Source organism: Rhodospirillales bacterium (assembly GCA_023898765.1).
In the GTDB taxonomy this organism is placed as follows: domain Bacteria; phylum Pseudomonadota; class Alphaproteobacteria; order Micavibrionales; family Micavibrionaceae.
The window spans coordinates 198,227-213,094 of record CP060238.1 but is presented as its reverse complement, the minus strand read 5'-3'; the positions used below and the strand labels follow the sequence as shown (position 1 = coordinate 213,094).

General features: G+C 54.5%; 14 protein-coding genes and 2 tRNA genes. 9 read left to right on the top strand and 7 right to left on the bottom strand.

The window, feature by feature from the left end; all coding sequences use genetic code 11:
• The 5 genes from H6853_01045 to glmS all read left to right on the top strand — a co-directional run bounded on the left by H6853_01045 (nt 1) and on the right by glmS (nt 5,645).
• Nucleotides 1-639, top strand: a complete 639-nt coding sequence (locus H6853_01045) for a PH domain-containing protein (GenBank protein USO03899.1) — start codon at nt 1-3, stop codon at nt 637-639.
• Nucleotides 636-1,586, top strand: a complete 951-nt coding sequence (locus H6853_01040; GenBank protein USO03898.1) for a GNAT family N-acetyltransferase — start codon at nt 636-638, stop codon at nt 1,584-1,586. Before H6853_01045 ends, H6853_01040 begins: the two co-directional genes overlap by 4 nt.
• 64 nt (nt 1,587-1,650) lie before the next feature.
• Nucleotides 1,651-2,415, top strand: a complete 765-nt coding sequence (locus H6853_01035; GenBank protein USO03897.1) for a DUF3108 domain-containing protein — start codon at nt 1,651-1,653, stop codon at nt 2,413-2,415.
• 84 nt (nt 2,416-2,499) lie between these two features.
• Nucleotides 2,500-3,816, top strand: a complete 1,317-nt coding sequence (gene glmU, locus H6853_01030) for a bifunctional UDP-N-acetylglucosamine diphosphorylase/glucosamine-1-phosphate N-acetyltransferase GlmU (GenBank protein USO03896.1) — start codon at nt 2,500-2,502, stop codon at nt 3,814-3,816.
• A complete protein-coding gene (gene glmS, locus H6853_01025; protein USO03895.1) occupies nt 3,816-5,645 on the top strand; it encodes a glutamine--fructose-6-phosphate transaminase (isomerizing) in 1,830 nt (609 codons plus the stop codon). Before glmU ends, glmS begins: the two co-directional genes overlap by 1 nt.
• Before the next feature lie 307 nt (nt 5,646-5,952).
• Here glmS and H6853_01020 read toward each other — a convergent pair.
• From H6853_01020 to H6853_01010, 3 genes are all read right to left on the bottom strand, one after another.
• A tRNA-Glu gene (locus H6853_01020) sits at nt 5,953-6,028 on the bottom strand.
• Nucleotides 6,029-6,153: 125 nt separating this feature from the next.
• Entirely contained in the window at nt 6,154-6,807 is a 654-nt protein-coding gene (locus H6853_01015) for a hypothetical protein (GenBank protein USO03894.1), read from the bottom strand.
• A gap of 75 nt (nt 6,808-6,882) precedes the next feature.
• Nucleotides 6,883-6,957: transfer RNA gene (locus tag H6853_01010), tRNA-Gln, on the bottom strand.
• 198 nt (nt 6,958-7,155) lie between these two features.
• Here H6853_01010 and H6853_01005 point away from each other — a divergent pair.
• The 4 genes from H6853_01005 to H6853_00990 all read left to right on the top strand — a co-directional run bounded on the left by H6853_01005 (nt 7,156) and on the right by H6853_00990 (nt 10,572).
• A complete protein-coding gene (locus H6853_01005) occupies nt 7,156-7,860 on the top strand; it encodes a CvpA family protein (GenBank protein ID USO03893.1) in 705 nt (234 codons plus the stop codon).
• The gene (locus H6853_01000; protein ID USO03892.1) at nt 7,857-9,332 is read left to right on the top strand and encodes an amidophosphoribosyltransferase; all 1,476 of its coding nucleotides are present in this window, start codon (nt 7,857-7,859) and stop codon (nt 9,330-9,332) included. The genes H6853_01005 and H6853_01000 overlap by 4 nt, the downstream gene beginning before the upstream one ends.
• A 2-nt stretch (nt 9,333-9,334) precedes the next feature.
• Entirely contained in the window at nt 9,335-10,048 is a 714-nt protein-coding gene (locus H6853_00995) for an SDR family NAD(P)-dependent oxidoreductase (protein ID USO03891.1), read from the top strand.
• A 110-nt stretch (nt 10,049-10,158) separates the two neighbouring features.
• Entirely contained in the window at nt 10,159-10,572 is a 414-nt protein-coding gene (locus H6853_00990) for a hypothetical protein (protein USO03890.1), read from the top strand.
• Here H6853_00990 and H6853_00985 read toward each other — a convergent pair.
• The 4 genes from H6853_00985 to H6853_00970 are packed head-to-tail and all read right to left on the bottom strand — an operon-like array spanning nt 10,569 to nt 14,851.
• Nucleotides 10,569-11,387, bottom strand: a complete 819-nt coding sequence (locus H6853_00985) for a mechanosensitive ion channel (protein USO03889.1) — start codon at nt 11,385-11,387, stop codon at nt 10,569-10,571. The genes H6853_00990 and H6853_00985 overlap by 4 nt on opposite strands.
• Nucleotides 11,388-11,414: 27 nt before the next feature.
• Entirely contained in the window at nt 11,415-12,836 is a 1,422-nt protein-coding gene (gene der / locus H6853_00980; GenBank protein ID USO03888.1) for a ribosome biogenesis GTPase Der, read from the bottom strand.
• An 18-nt stretch (nt 12,837-12,854) separates the two neighbouring features.
• A complete protein-coding gene (locus H6853_00975) occupies nt 12,855-14,192 on the bottom strand; it encodes a PQQ-binding-like beta-propeller repeat protein (GenBank protein USO03887.1) in 1,338 nt (445 codons plus the stop codon).
• Nucleotides 14,189-14,851 (bottom strand): hypothetical protein, encoded by a 663-nt coding sequence (locus H6853_00970; protein USO03886.1) that lies wholly within the window; start codon nt 14,849-14,851, stop codon nt 14,189-14,191. Before H6853_00970 ends, H6853_00975 begins: the two co-directional genes overlap by 4 nt.
• Nucleotides 14,852-14,868 lie beyond the last annotated feature (17 nt).

Sequence of the window (14,868 nt, the reverse complement as noted above, 5' to 3'; positions counted from 1 at the left end):
ATGTCTTACGTTCATAAAATTATCGGTCTGGATGAACGGTTGATCGGTGTCTCGCGCCTTCACTGGATTTATACGCTTCAGGGATTGCTTTGGTTTACAGGACTGGCTGTCGTCGGGGTGCTTATAGATCAATATCTCTGGGCTTATTTTGGAAACAGGGTTCCATTTTATCGTTGGGCGCTGGACGGTTTCGGGTTTGATGCGCAGCATACGGGGATCAAATGGCTGTTTGCGGGCGCCGGTCTTTATATTTTCCTGGTATATTTCATTAAGACATTGGCGACGGAAGTCGCGCTGACCTCCCGGCGGGTTATATACAAGACCGGTTTGATTTTTGTTGAAGTTGAAGAAATCGAACTGGAAGAGATCAAGGGAGAACATATTCATCATGGTCTGTTGGGCCGTTTTCTGAAATACGGCGCGATTGATTTCGATTGCCGGTTTATCGGCGATGTCAGCTTACCGGCTATCCGTAAACCTTACCGGTTTATCAAGGCTCTTCATGTGGCTCGTTCGAGGGTCGTGGATAGCATGGCCTATGCTATTTCTTCCGTTCAGGGCGGAGGGCGGGAAGTCCGGAGGGTTCCCGAAATCAGGCAGGAACAGGAAGAAGACGGGCAGGCTGGAAAAAAAGCATGAGCTGCACGATTGTCTGGAACGGTTTGTCGCCTGAGGAATGGGACCGGCGCTTTGCTGTTTTGCCCCGCTCGACTTTTTTGCAAAGTTACGATTATGCGCGCGCCGTTTGTGCGCTTCAGAAGCAAAAAGCCCGTTTCGGCCTGATTCAGATAAACGGGAAAGAGGCGGGGCTTGTCCAGATTTTGGAGACCGGAATCTTGTGGGATGCTCTTCATACCGTGATTTTGGACCGGGGGCCTTTGTGGTTTGAAGGCTTTGGCGGCGCAGCGCATATCAGGATGTTTTTTGATGAATTTAATCGCCGGTTTCCGCCCCGTTTTGGCCGGAAACGCCGGGTATTGCCGGAAATTGAAGACGGCATGACCGCCCGGAAAATGCTTGAAAGCACGGGCCTTCGCCGGATGGAGGGACGCGAAGGCTATCAGACCATCTGGATGGATCTGGGGCCGGAGGAAGAGGCGCGCCGGGCTGCGCTGAAAAGCAACTGGCGAAACAAGCTGAACAAATCGGAGCGAAGCGGCCTTGAGATTGAGTGGGATGAACGCGGGATGTTTTTTCCATGGCTGTTAAAAACCTACGCGCTGGATAAAAAGATACGCGGCTATGACGGGCCTTCGCCCCAATTTCTGGATTATCTTGCCAAATTTTTGTCATCAAAGGGCAATATGTTGATTGGAAGGGCCCTTCTGGACGGGCGGCCTGTTGCGTGCGTTTTGTTTATTTCCCACGGGCGCAGCGCGACATATCAGGTCGGCTGGTCCAGTGAAGAAGGGCGCCGGAAGGCCGCGCACCATCTGCTTCTTTGGGATGGCACTGCCAGGCTCAGGGAAAAGGGCATTTGTGAAGTGGATCTCGGAGGCGTGAATGATGAAAGTGCCGCAGGCGTTAAAACCTTCAAGGAAGGTCTGGGCGGGCAGGGCATTTGTCTTGTGGGGCATTATTTTTAGCGGGAGTTTTCTGCTCTTTTCTCCCGTTACCTCCGGCGCACCTTTATATAAAAATTTTCAGCATATGGAATATGATGTGTATAGCGGCGGCTTTCATGTGGTGGAGGCCGGTCTGGAGATTGATTATACCCGGGAAGGGCGCTACCGGATGGTGTTTGGCGCACGCACACGCGGCCTTTTAGACAAACTCGTCCCGTGGAAAGGGTCTTTCGAAAGTGAGGGCTGGCGGTTTTCCAATCCGGAAAAAATTCGTCCGCAGCGTCATAAATCCGTTGCCGTCTTCCGGGGGGAAAAAGACATCAAGGAGTATAAATACGGGAAGGACGGATCTTTTCAGGAATACAGGCTGGAGGATGACGACGCCCAGAATGACGGCTCGCCCAAGGAGGTCGATCCGGTGTTGACAAAAAATACGACGGATGTCCTCGCGGCGACACTGACAGTTCTGGACCGGTTGCCGAAAGGCGGGAAATGCGAGGGGGCGGATGAAATTTTTGACGGAAAGCGGCGCTACCGCCTGATGTTTAAAGAAATCCGGCGCGTGACGCTGGAGGCGACGCGCTACAATGTCTATGCCGGGCCTGCGGTCGAATGTACGGCGGAAATCGAGCCGATGGGCGGAGCGTGGCATAAAAAGCCCCGTGGCTGGCTTTCCATTCAGGAACAGGGCCGTAAAAAAGGCACGATGCCGACGGTCTGGATCGCGAATATGGAGGAAAAGGGCCCTGCCGTTCCTGTGAAGGTGCGGGTAAAAACGGAATACGGCACCCTTTTCATGCATATGACGGCCTATCAAAACGGGAACAAAAGCCTGAAGCTGGAGCGTTAAGATATTGTAACACCGCGTAAAACTCTGTGACTTGTGCATTTTAGCCATTCCTTTAGAAGTATAGGGATGGACTCGAAACAGGATATGGCTCAAAAACTTGCCGTTGTCATTCTCGCTGCGGGCAAAGGCACGCGGATGAAGTCTTCTTTGCCAAAGGTCATGCACGAACTGGCCGGCCGGCCCATGATTTCGTGGCTTCTTGAAACGGTGGAAGAACTGGCGCCCCAAAAAATCATTATTGTGGCGGGGCCGGACATGGAGTCTCTGGCGCAGGCGGTCAAACCGTATCCGGTCGTTATTCAGGATACGCAAAACGGCACGGGGGATGCGGTCAAACCGGCCCTGCCGTTGCTGGAAGGGTTTGACGGGAAGGTCTTGATCCTGATGGGGGACGAGCCTTTTGTAAAAACGGACGCGCTGCGGGCCATGCTTGCGGAAGAAGGCGTGTCCGTGATGGCAGTGGAGCCTTTTGTTTCCAAGGGGCTGGGCCGGATGGTCGTGGACAGGGACGGCATGCTGGAAAGCATTATCGAGGACAAAGACGCCGGGCCTGCGGAAAAGGAAATTTCCCTTTGTAATGCGGGAAATTATTGCGTGCCTGCGGACCGTCTGGCCGGCTGGATAGACCGGATCGGCAACGATAATGCGCAAAAAGAATATTACCTCACCGACTTGCCGAAGGTGGCCGCGCGCGAGGGCGTCAAAACCCGTGTCGTCAATGCCGGATTCGTGGTGGGCTGGGGGGTGAATACGCGCTCCGAGCTGGCCGCGCACGAACATCAGCTACAGAATATGCTGCGGGAAAAAGCGATGGAGGAAGGGGCCGCGCTGAAGGATCCGCATACGGTTTACTTTAACTGGGATACGAAGCTCGGCAAGGACGTGACGATCGGCCAGAACGTTGTTTTTGGCGCGGGCGTTGACGTTGGCGACGGGGCTGTTATTCATCCTTTTTGCCATCTGGAAGGGGTGAAAGTCGGAAAAAATGCGCAGATCGGGCCGTTTGCCCGCCTTCGTCCCGGCACGGTTCTGGGGGAAGATTCAAAAATAGGAAATTTTGTCGAAGTGAAGAACACCTCTTTGGGAAAAGGCGCCAAGGCCAATCATCTGTCTTATATCGGGGACGCATCGGTGGGGGCGGGGTCCAATATCGGGGCGGGCACCATTACCTGCAATTATGACGGGTTCGATAAACACAAGACAAAAATCGGGGAAGGCGTCTTTGTCGGGTCTAATGCGACTCTGGTCGCGCCGCTGTCGATTGAGGACGGGGCTTATATCGCCGCCGGGTCGGCCATCACGGAAGACGTTCCGGCCAATGCCCTGTCTCTGGCACGCAGCCGGGCAATCGTGCGTGACGGCTGGGCGAGTGCGTATCGAAACAGGAAGGCGAAAAAATAATGTGCGGGATTATCGGCGTTTTGGGAAAAGAAGAGGCGGCGCCTCAAATCCTGGAAGGGCTCAAGCGGCTGGAATATCGCGGCTATGACAGCGCCGGGATTGCCACGCTGAAGGACGGGAAAATCACACGCCGCCGCGCCGAAGGGAAACTGGTCCATCTTGAAAAGCGGTTGAAGGAAGAGCCGCTGGCCGGACGTATCGGCATCGGCCACACCAGATGGGCCACGCATGGCGGGCCGACGGAAAATAATGCGCATCCGCACGCCACGGATAAAGTGGCTGTCGTGCATAACGGCATTATCGAGAATTACGCGGAGTTGAAGGAAGAACTGAAATCCCTTCAATGCCGCTTTGAAACCGATACGGATACGGAAGTGATTGCGCATCTGGTCACGCACTACCTGAAACAGGGCATGGCTCCGCAAGAGGCCGCGAATGCGGCGCTGGACCGGCTGGAGGGCGCGTACGCCCTGGCACTTATTTTTGCCGGGGAGGAAAATTTGATGGTCGGCGCGCGGCAGGGCACGCCGCTGGCGATCGGGTATGGAAACGGGGAGATGTTTCTGGCGTCCGATTCATACGCCCTGGCGCCCATGACCAAGAATATTACCTTTCTGGAAGACGGGGACCGTGTCCGCGTGACCCGCGAGGGCGTGCGGATTTATACGGCTGAAAATGACAATGTCGAGCGGCCCGTTCGCACCACGGCGCAATCCGGCGCAACCACGGGCAAGGGGGAATACGCCCATTTCATGCTCAAGGAAATCTACGAGCAGCCCAGCGTGATCGGGGATACGCTGAACTCTTTCATTAATCCGGCGACAGGGGAGATTTCCCTGCCTGCCGACCTTTTGGCCGCGCTGGACCGGGCGCCGCGCCTGACATTGATCGCCTGCGGGACCGCGTTTTACGCCTGCATGGTTGCCAAATACTGGTTCGAACAGGTGGCGCGCATTCCCTGCGAGATTGATGTGGCTTCGGAGTTTCGTTACCGCGAAGCGCCGCTGCCGCGCGAGGGCGTTTGCCTTTTTGTTTCCCAGTCCGGCGAAACGCTGGATACGCTGGAGGCGCTTCGATATTGCAAACGGGAGGGGCAAAAAATCCTCTCGATTGTGAACACGATCGAAAGTACGATCGAGCGTGAATCGGACTTTGTGTTGCACACGCTGGCGGGGCCGGAAATCGGCGTGGCTTCGACCAAGGCTTTTACCACGCAGCTGACGACGCTGGCCTGTCTGGCGCTGGCCCTTTCTTTCCGGCGGGAGACTGTTCCGGAGGAAGAGCGCGGGGGCTATGCGCAGGCGCTGCGTCATTTGCCGAAGCTGGTGGCCGATGTTTTGTGCCATGACGGGGAAATTGAAAAAATCGCCAGAGAGATTTTCAAGGTGCGCGATGTTTTATATCTGGGCCGCGGAAATCTTTTTCCGATCGCGCTGGAAGGGGCGTTGAAGCTTAAGGAGATTTCCTATATTCACGCCGAAGGCTATGCGGCCGGGGAGATGAAGCACGGCCCGATCGCGCTGATTGATACGAATGTGCCGATTGTGGCGGTTGCGCCGGGCAGGGATGTTCTTTTTGAAAAAACGGCCTCGAATATTCAGGAAACGGTCGCGCGCGGCGGGCAGGTTTTGCTGTTTTCGGATGAAAAGGGCTGCCGGAGAATGGATGGCCAGGTCAAGTGGAGCGTGACGCTTGGCGAGGTGCATCCCTTTGTCGCGCCGATTCTTTATGCCATTCCCGTGCAGCTTCTGGCCTATCATGTGGCCTATATCAAAGGCACGGATGTCGACCAGCCCAGAAACCTCGCCAAATCCGTCACGGTGGAATAGCCTGTTACGGGGGTATTGGCTTATACCCTGAAAATCTCATTTTATGCGTTAAATTCAGTGCGTTCGTACAAACGCAAAAACTTTGCATTGTCCCTGTTTCAGAATATCAGGAACAATTACACGCCATTATCAAGAAAAAGCGGCAGGAAGGACTAAGTTTTTCCTCTAGCATTTATACCCCTTCCTATACCCCCAAATTCGATAGAAATTATAGGGCAACATAGGAAGGCAATAGACTAAACATAGCCTAAAACCCTTGCTATTTCTAGAGTTTTTGGAAGTTATAAGATTTTATCGGAAGGAAAACTGGCGTCCCGTACGGGATTCGAACCCGTGTTGCCGCCGTGAAAGGGCGGTGTCCTAGGCCTCTAGACGAACGGGACGCACTAGAAAATCTGAATAGACTGGGTGCTTTATAATGGAGAAAAGCCATAAAAATCAAGCCTTTCTTTTCGCTGAAATGAAGATTTTTAAGCCCGCGTCAAAAAATCTAGGTTCTTTCTGGCGTTCAAGCGGATACGGGTTTGGGCGGCACGGCTTGCCGCCAGGCTGGCATAAAAAGCAGTTCAAATATGGCGGTAAGGAATTTATTTTCCGCGGGCTTTTGACCTGCGCGGCAACGGGCCGGGTTGTGACGGCCGATACCAAAAAGCGCGTTTACAAAAGCGGAAAGACGGCGGAGTGGACATACCTTCGCTGCTGGAAACCTGATAACCCGCAGAAAATCATGTGGGTGCGCGAGGAAAAAATGCTGGAACAGGTCGAAGACGTGTTTCGCCAGCTTGCTGTGCCGCGCGAGGCCATGGAAAGTCTGCGCGCCCATTTGCAGGGCACGGAACAATCCGAGCGCGCTTTCATCAAACGCCAGCTGGCCGAATGGCAGAAGGAATATAATCTGTGCCAAACGCGCCTCTACAAGCTTATGGATTTGCTTTTGGATGGTGGGCTGGAGCGCAAGGCTTTTGAAGCCAAGAAAGCCCAGATACGCGAACAGCAGATCAGCCTTGAAACCAATATGAAAGGCGCGCGCGCCGCCGATGACGCCTTTAAGGACGCTTTCCTTTCCATGCTTAACCTGGCCGCGGAATCCCATGATCTTTTCGCAGGTTCGACCGTGGCCCAAAAACGCCAGCTCATCAATTTCGTATTTGCGAACCTGCAAATGGACGGCGAAAATCTGCGGTTTTCCTTGAAAAAACCGTTCGATCGCATGCTGAATTTAACGAATTGTCATGAATGGCTGGGGTGGCAGGATTCGAACCTGCGAATGCCGATACCAAAAACCGGTGCCTTACCGCTTGGCCACACCCCAATGAATGAACCAATTAGAGCGGAAAACTATATAACTCGCCTGTAAAACGCAAGGGTGAAAATGAAGGAGGACCCCTTTTAAGCCGTTTCAGGGGCTGCCCGGTGGTCTTTGCGAAATCTTCCCGCTTTTGAGACATATCTGTGGTTTCTATCATCATTGTTTCTTGCAATTTCAGGGGCTTTTCCTTATCACTCACACATGATTGTTGATATCGCCGTTGCGGCTGTTGCCATATTATCTGCGCTGATTTCCTTCCTGCGCGGGTTTATCCGTGAGGTTTTGACGGTTGCCGGCGTCGTTGGAGGTCTGGTTGGCGCTTATTTCGCCGGGCCGCTTCTTGCGCCCCTTTTTCGGGAATGGCTGACGTCTCCTGACAGCCAGTCGCAGGAGAAGCTGTTCGATATCGTGCCGATGGAGATTGCCGCGGACGTTTCGGCTTATGGCACTATCTTTGTTATTGTTGTCATTATTTTGTCGGTTATCAGCCATTTTACCGCCGGAGCGGTCAAGGCGATGGGGCTTGGCCCGATCGACCGGACGCTGGGTATTGTGTTTGGGATTGCCCGGGCGGTGGTTTTGCTCGGGCTTTTGTATTTGCCGTTTCACCTTTTGATGGACGAAGGGACAAAGACCGAAATTTTTGCGGGCAGCAAAACGCATTTCTTCATTGAAAAAACGGCGGATTTTATGGCTGGTTTTCTGCCGCAGTCCGGAGGGCTTGAGGTCAACGCGCAGGATAAAATTAAAAAGAAACTGCTGGAGCAGGATCTTCTGCAGACGGCAGAAGATAAGAAAGAAACGGAAGATAAAAAGCCGGCGGGCGAGCAGAAAAAAGAAACGGGTTATCAGGAAGGCCAGCGCAGCAAAATGGATGAGCTGTTTAAAGAGCCTGCTTCACAATGAATAGAAGAGAGTCCTTAATGACGTGCGATGACGACAAACTAAATGAAGAATGCGGCGTTTTCGGAATTTACGGACATGAGGAGGCTTCGGCGCTGACGGCCCTTGGCCTGCATGCGCTCCAGCATCGCGGGCAGGAAGCCTCCGGCATTGTTTCTTTTGACGGGGAAAATTTCTACGCCCACCGGGCGCTGGGGCTGGTGGGGAAGACCTTCGGTAAAAAAGAAACCATTGCACGGCTCAAGGGATATCTTTCCATCGGGCATAACCGTTATTCCACAACGGGTGAGACGCTGGTGCGGAATATCCAGCCTCTCTTTGCGGATCTGGCTTTTGGCGGTTTTGCGATTGCGCATAACGGGAATTTGACCAATGCGGACAGCATCCGTGAGGAGCTTGTGCAAAAGGGAGCCTTGTTTCACTCCACGACGGATACCGAAGTGATTATTCACCTTATGGCGGTTTCGGAACATAAAATGAGTGTGGTTGAGCGTTTAAGCGATGCGGTAAACCGGATCAAGGGAGGCTACGCGCTTGTCGCCTGCGCCAAGGAGATGCTGGTCGGCGTCCGGGACCCTTACGGGATACGGCCCCTGGTTCTGGGTCGGCTTGGCCGGGGATATATCCTGACGTCTGAAACATGCGCGCTGGATATTATCGGGGCGGAATATGTGCGGGATATAGAGCCGGGCGAAATGGTCGTCATTGATAAAGACGGTTTGCGCAGCCTTCGTCCTTTTCAGGAAACCGGAAACCGTTTTTGTATTTTCGAATATATTTATTTTGCCCGGCCCGATTCCAAAATGGATCAAAAATCCGTTTATGAAATCCGCAAGAATATTGGCGCGGAGCTGGCGAAAGAAGCGCCCTGTGAAAAAGCGGACGTCATTGTCCCTGTTCCCGACAGCGGCGTTCCGGCTGCTATCGGCTATGCGCAGGCGAGCGGCGTGCCGTTTGAGCTTGGCATTATCCGAAATCATTATATCGGGCGGACGTTTATCGAGCCCACGGACCAGATCCGGCATCTGGGCGTCAAGCTCAAACACAGCGCCAATGAAGCGTATCTGAAGGACAAGGTCGTTGTTTTGGTGGATGATTCCATTGTGCGCGGAACGACATCGCGCAAGATTGTCGAGATGATCCGCGCGGCCGGGGCGCGGGAAGTTCATATGCGCATATCTTCTCCGCCGACCAGCCATAGCTGCTTCTACGGAATTGATACGCCCTCGCAGGAAGAGCTTATGGCGCATAAATACAGCGTCGAGGAAATTGGAAAACATATCGGGGTGGATTCGCTTGCTTATGTTTCCGTGGACGGGCTTTATCGCGCTGCGGGAGAAAAGGGACGCGATCGGAAATGTCCTCAATATTGCGACGCCTGTTTTACGGGCGAGTATCCGGTTGAACTGACGGATAAAAATTCAAACGGCGGGTGCTGCCGCAAGGTTTCCGTTTTGCGGGAGCGTCAGGCGTAAAAATGCCGGGATCCGTTGACTTGTCAGGAAAGATTGCTCTTGTAACAGGGGCGTCGCGCGGGATTGGCGCGGCGGTGGCGCGGGCTTACGCCGGGGCCGGCGCGCATGTGGTTTTGCTCGCGCGCAGCGTCGGCGGGCTGGAAGAGGTGGATGACGATATTCGCGCGTCGGGCGGCAAGGCGACATTGATGCCGCAGGACCTTCTGGATATGGCGGCGCTGGAGCGGCTGGGTCCGGCGTTGCTGGAGCGTTTCGGCGGGCTGGATATTTTTGTCGGAAATGCCGGCATGCTCGGGACATTGGGTCCGCTTGCCGATGCCGACCCCAAAGAATTTCAAAAGGTCATGGATACGAATGTAACGGCGAATTTTCGGCTGATCCGCACGCTCGATCCGCTTTTGCGCGCGTCGGAAGCCGGCCGCGCCATTTTTGTATCTTCCGGCGCGGCGCATGGCATGCGCGCTTATTGGGGGGCGTATGGCATCAGCAAAGCGGCGCTTGAAATGCTGGCAAAAACATATGCGGCGGAAACGGTGAAAACGAAGATACGGGTTAATTTTGTCGATCCGGGCGCGGTGCGCACAGCCATGCGCGCGTCAGCCTATCCCGGGGAGGACCCGCTTTCCCTGCCGGCGCCGGAAGAGGTGACGGATGTTTTTCTGGAATTGGCCGCGCCGGATTGCACACGGCACGGAGAGTCTGCCAGCGCTTATTAAGCCGCTTTTTTCGCGGTTTCTCCCTCTTCGCGGATAATTTGCATAATTATTTGAACATAATATACAATATGGGTATGAAATGGGAAGGCAGACGACAATCGGAAAATCTTTTGACTGCGAAATGGGTGGAACATTCGCAGATGGGAATGGTGGAAATAAAAAGAGCGTTTCCGTCGGGCGAGATTGAAAGTATCTATCCGGAAACATTGAATCAGGCTTGTCTGGCCGTAGAATTTGCGAAGCGCGCTTTCAGCCCTTCCGATACGCCATCCCTTTTTGAAAAAGATGCTCCTTCGGATGATATCGCGCCAAAAAACATTATGCGCGAAGTCGAGCAGCAATGCGATACGCTCACAGACCGTTTTCGTAGATTTGCAGCTGAAGAGGGGCTGTCGATTACGTCAGTTCCTGGAAAACACCCGTTTATAGAGATTATGGAAGCATTTACAGGAAAAACAGTTTCCTATACAGGTATTCAGGCCGAGCGTCCTGCTGCGGACATGTCCCTTCCTCTTTCTCCCTAAGCAGCCGCTTTTTTGACTGTCTCTCCCTCGCGGGTGATTTGCAATGTGCGCGTGGGGAACGGAATGGTGATTCCGCCTTTAACCAGCGCTTCCTTGACGGCTTTGGTCAAATCCCATTTCAGTGTCCAGTAATCGTCGGACTTGCACCAGAAGCGGAGCGTCAGATCGACCGAAGAGTCCCCCATGCCGGATGTCATCACCATAGGTTCTTTGCCTTTTGTGGTCAGGACCCTGTCTTCGGAGTCTAAAACCTTTTGGATGAGTTTGATCGCTTTGCCGATATCGTCGTCGTAACTAATGCCGGCGACAATGTCCTGACGGCGCTGCCCGTGGCGGGAATAATTGTAAATTTGCGCGTTGAAAATCGCGCTGTTGGGCGCGAAGATGGCGACGTTATCCGGCGTGGAAAGCTCCGTCGTAAACAGGCCCAGTTCCTTGACCGTGCCGCCGTCCGCGCCGAACTGGATATAGTCGCCGACCTTGAAAGGACGCAGGATAAGCAGCATGACGCCGGAGGCCACGTTGCTCAAAGTTCCCTGCAGCGCCAGTCCAATGGCCAGACCGGCGGTGCCTAAAACGGCGATCAGGCTGGTCGTTTGTACGCCAAACTGCGCCAGAACCGTAATCAGGGAAACGGACAGGATGGCATATTTGGCCAGGCCGCCTAAAAATCCGCCCAGCATATCGTCGAGTTTTTTAATGCCCTGAATACGCTTGCTGATCCAGTTTCCGATCATCCAACCGGCCGCCAGAATGAGAAGGGCGCTTATAATCCGTACGCCCCAGTCAATAAAAATGTTTATGCTGTCTTCCATGATCTTCTCCGTTTCAAAAATTTGCCGTTATTTATATGGATTTTTACTGGCCCTGACAAGCAGGCGGACCGCGATTCCGGGGATGTCAAAATCCTCGCGCAGCGAATTGAGGATATAGCGTTTATACGCATCGGGCAGCTTTTGGGGCCGCGAAACCCACAGGGCGAAAGTCGGCGGGCGGATATTGATCTGGGTTATATATTTCAGGCGGTTTTGTTTTCCCTGCACCAGCGGGGCGGGGAGCTGGCTTTCCTTGGCGGCGAGCCAGCGGTTTAATTTTCCTGTGGGCACGCGTTTGTTCCAGAGCGTGTAGGTCTTCAGGATTTCACGCATCAGGATATGCAGGTTTTTTCCGTTCAGGGCGGAGATGCTGACGGAGGGGATATCTTTCACCTGTGCGAGAGACTGCTCCATCTGGTATTTGATTTCCGCGAGCGTCTCTTCTTTGTTTTCGATGAGATCCCATTTGTTCAGCGCGACGATCATGGCACGCCCTTCGTTTAAAATATGTTCGGCAATCTGGAGGTCCTGTTTTTCGAACAAGGCGGGCGTGTCGATGACCAGAATGACCACCTGCGCCAGACGAATGGCCCGAAGGGTGTCCTCCACCGCCATTTTTTCGATATTGTGATCGACTTTGGATTTCCGGCGCAAGCCTGCCGTGTCCACCAGTTTGATTTTCCGGTCTTCGAATGTCCAGTCCACGGCGATGGCGTCGCGGGTTATTCCGGCTTCCGGCCCTGTCATGACGCGGTTGTCTTTTAAAAGCGCGTTGAGCAGGGTGGATTTGCCGACATTCGGGCGGCCCACGATGGCGATCTTGATCGGTTTGTCGGTTTCCTCTTCCATCGCCAGCGCGGCAAAATCGAACGCTTCGTTTCCTTCCAGATCGTCCAGGTTTTCAAGGCCGGGAAAAAAAGAATCTTCTTCTTCCCCTTCTTCTTCTTCGGTGCCTGGAAAATAGGGTTCGAAGGCCTGATAGATATCTTCTATTCCGTGGCCGTGCGCGGCCGAGAGCGGAATAGGGTCGCCAAAGCCGAGCGCATGCGCTTCGGCGATGGCCGCGATGGTGGCCTTGTCGTTCTCGCATTTATTGACGGCCAGGATGACCGGTTTTTTTTGTTTCCTTAAATAATTGGCGAAATGTTCGTCCATGGGGGTGAGCCCTTCGCGGCCGTCGATCAGGAATAAAATGGCGTCCGCGCGGCGCAGGGCTTCGTCGGTCTGGCGGCGCATGCGCCCTTCGATGCTCTGGTCGAAAGCCTCTTCCAGTCCGGCTGTGTCCATGACGAGAACGGGCTGATCCAGAAGATACCCTTCCGCTTCCCGCCAGTCGCGCGTCACGCCCGGCGTGTCATCGACGATCGCCAGCTTCTTTTGGGCGAGCCGGTTAAACAGGGTTGATTTCCCGACATTCGGGCGGCCCACAATGGCAATGGTCAAACGCATGGGATGTGTTTTAGGCTATTACCGGAACGCGAGCAAGGACCCATCTTCGGCCAGAAGGTAGAGGGTCCCGCCGGCAAGGGCCGGGGCGATGCGGATGGCGTGCCCGGTGCGCCACTCCCGCAGCAGGGACCCGTCCTCCGGGTTGATTTCAACAGCCCGTCCGTCATCGCTGAAAGCTATTAGGCGTCCGCCGGCCAGAAGGGGGCCTGTCCATGAAACAGGGTCGGAGCGCTCTTTCTCGTTCCGGTAACGCGCCAGCCGGGATACCCATTGGATGGCGCCCGTTTCCCTGCCCAGTGCGACCACTTCGTTGTCCGATGTCAGAATGAACACGTAGTTGCCGGCCAGCCACGGTGTTTGCGCGCCTGCGATATCGCGCTGCCAGACCCGCTGGCCTGTGCGTTTGTCGATGGCGACGATTTTGCCGCCGAAACTGATGGCAATGACAAGGTTTTTATCGATCACAGGCAGGCCGCGAATATCGGAAAGGGAGGAAAGTCCTCCGGCTCTTGAGACGCCCGAGAGGTTGTCCGACCAGGCCGTCGAGCCGTTTTCCACCCGCAGGGCGTGCAGGGCGCCGGAAGAAAAGCCTGCAATGGCAATTTCACGGTCGGCGGCGCAGGCGGCGCTGCCAAGCAGGCTCGTATTGCCGCCGATGCCTTCATATTCCCAGATAAGCTGCCCGTCCTTGGCGTCAAAGGCCGTGACGTTGTTGTTCAGGGAGGAGACGAAAACCCGTCCGTCCATGATCGTGGGCGCGGCGCGGGAAGGTGCGCTTAATCTGGCCCGCCAGTAAATTTCGCCGTTGTCCGGATTGACGGCCAGAAGCTCGCCATATCCCGATGTGGCGTAAAGAACGCCGCCGGAAAAAGAAAGTCCGCCGCCGATGACCGGGTCGTCTTCGTTCTTCTTCCGGATATTGGCTTTCCAGAGAAGGGTTCCTTTTTCAATGGAGAAAGCGGAAAGGCGGGACTCCGTATCCAGCGTGAAAATCTTGTTGTCCGCGATCACGGGCTGGGCCGTGAGCGGGAGGGATTTACGGCTGCCTTCCCCGGTATCGGCGCTCCAGATTTTATTCGGCTGGTCTGCCGTAAAGGCCAGGTTTTGCATGGCGTGGTTGGGATAGCCGCCGCCTTGCGGCCAGAACTCGTTGTTCCATGCGGAAGGGGAAATAAAGCCCTGCGCTTTCAAAGCGTCGTCATCCGGCTCAAGCTGTTTTTGAAGCTCCAGAATGGAGACCCGTTCACCGGGCAAAGGCGCTTCTTCTTTTTTCTGCCCCGTTAACTTGTCCACCGTGGAACAGGCAGGCAGCAGGAACAGGAGAAGGAAGGGAAGCAAAATGCGGGCGTTGTTCATTCTTTGGTCCTTTCTTTTCGGGACTCATAAAGTTGACGCAGGGCCTGCGCCTTCTCGGCAAGGGAGGCGGGGACGTCTTTTGCCCTTTCAAAAAGCGCCAGATATTTAAGGGCGGCAGCGGCATTTTGCTGCAAATGCATTTCGATCAGTGCGGCGTCCAGACGGGCCTGCCAGACCCACGGGCTGTTTTCATCGGACAGGACGGGGCTGAGCGTATCCAGAAGAAGGAGGGCATCCGTTTTTTCCTGGGAGGAGAGCAGGGCCCGCACATACAGGATGCGGGAGAGATCGAGAAGGTCGTCCGGCCCTTTTCCCGTTTCGAAAATCTGCTTGTAAAGTGCGGCGGCCTGCGAAAACTCTCCTTTTTCCGTATGCAGGCCTGCGGCCGTTAAAAGGGCGACCGCCTTATGTCCGCTTCTTGTATCGCGGGAGATTTTTTCCAGATCGGCAATGGGTGTTTCCCCTTCCAGCGCGTCGATCAGCCTTGCCGTTTCCTGTCCGTCGCGGCGCGCATCCCAGCTTTTATATCCTGTTGCGGCGGCGGTGCTCAGGACCAGAAGAACGGCGGCCAGAATGACGGTCGAGCCGTATTCCGCCCATAATTTTTGCATTTTTTCCTGTTTGAGCGCTTCGTCGACTTCGTTGAAAATATCGGCCATTCCTTGATCTTCCTTTT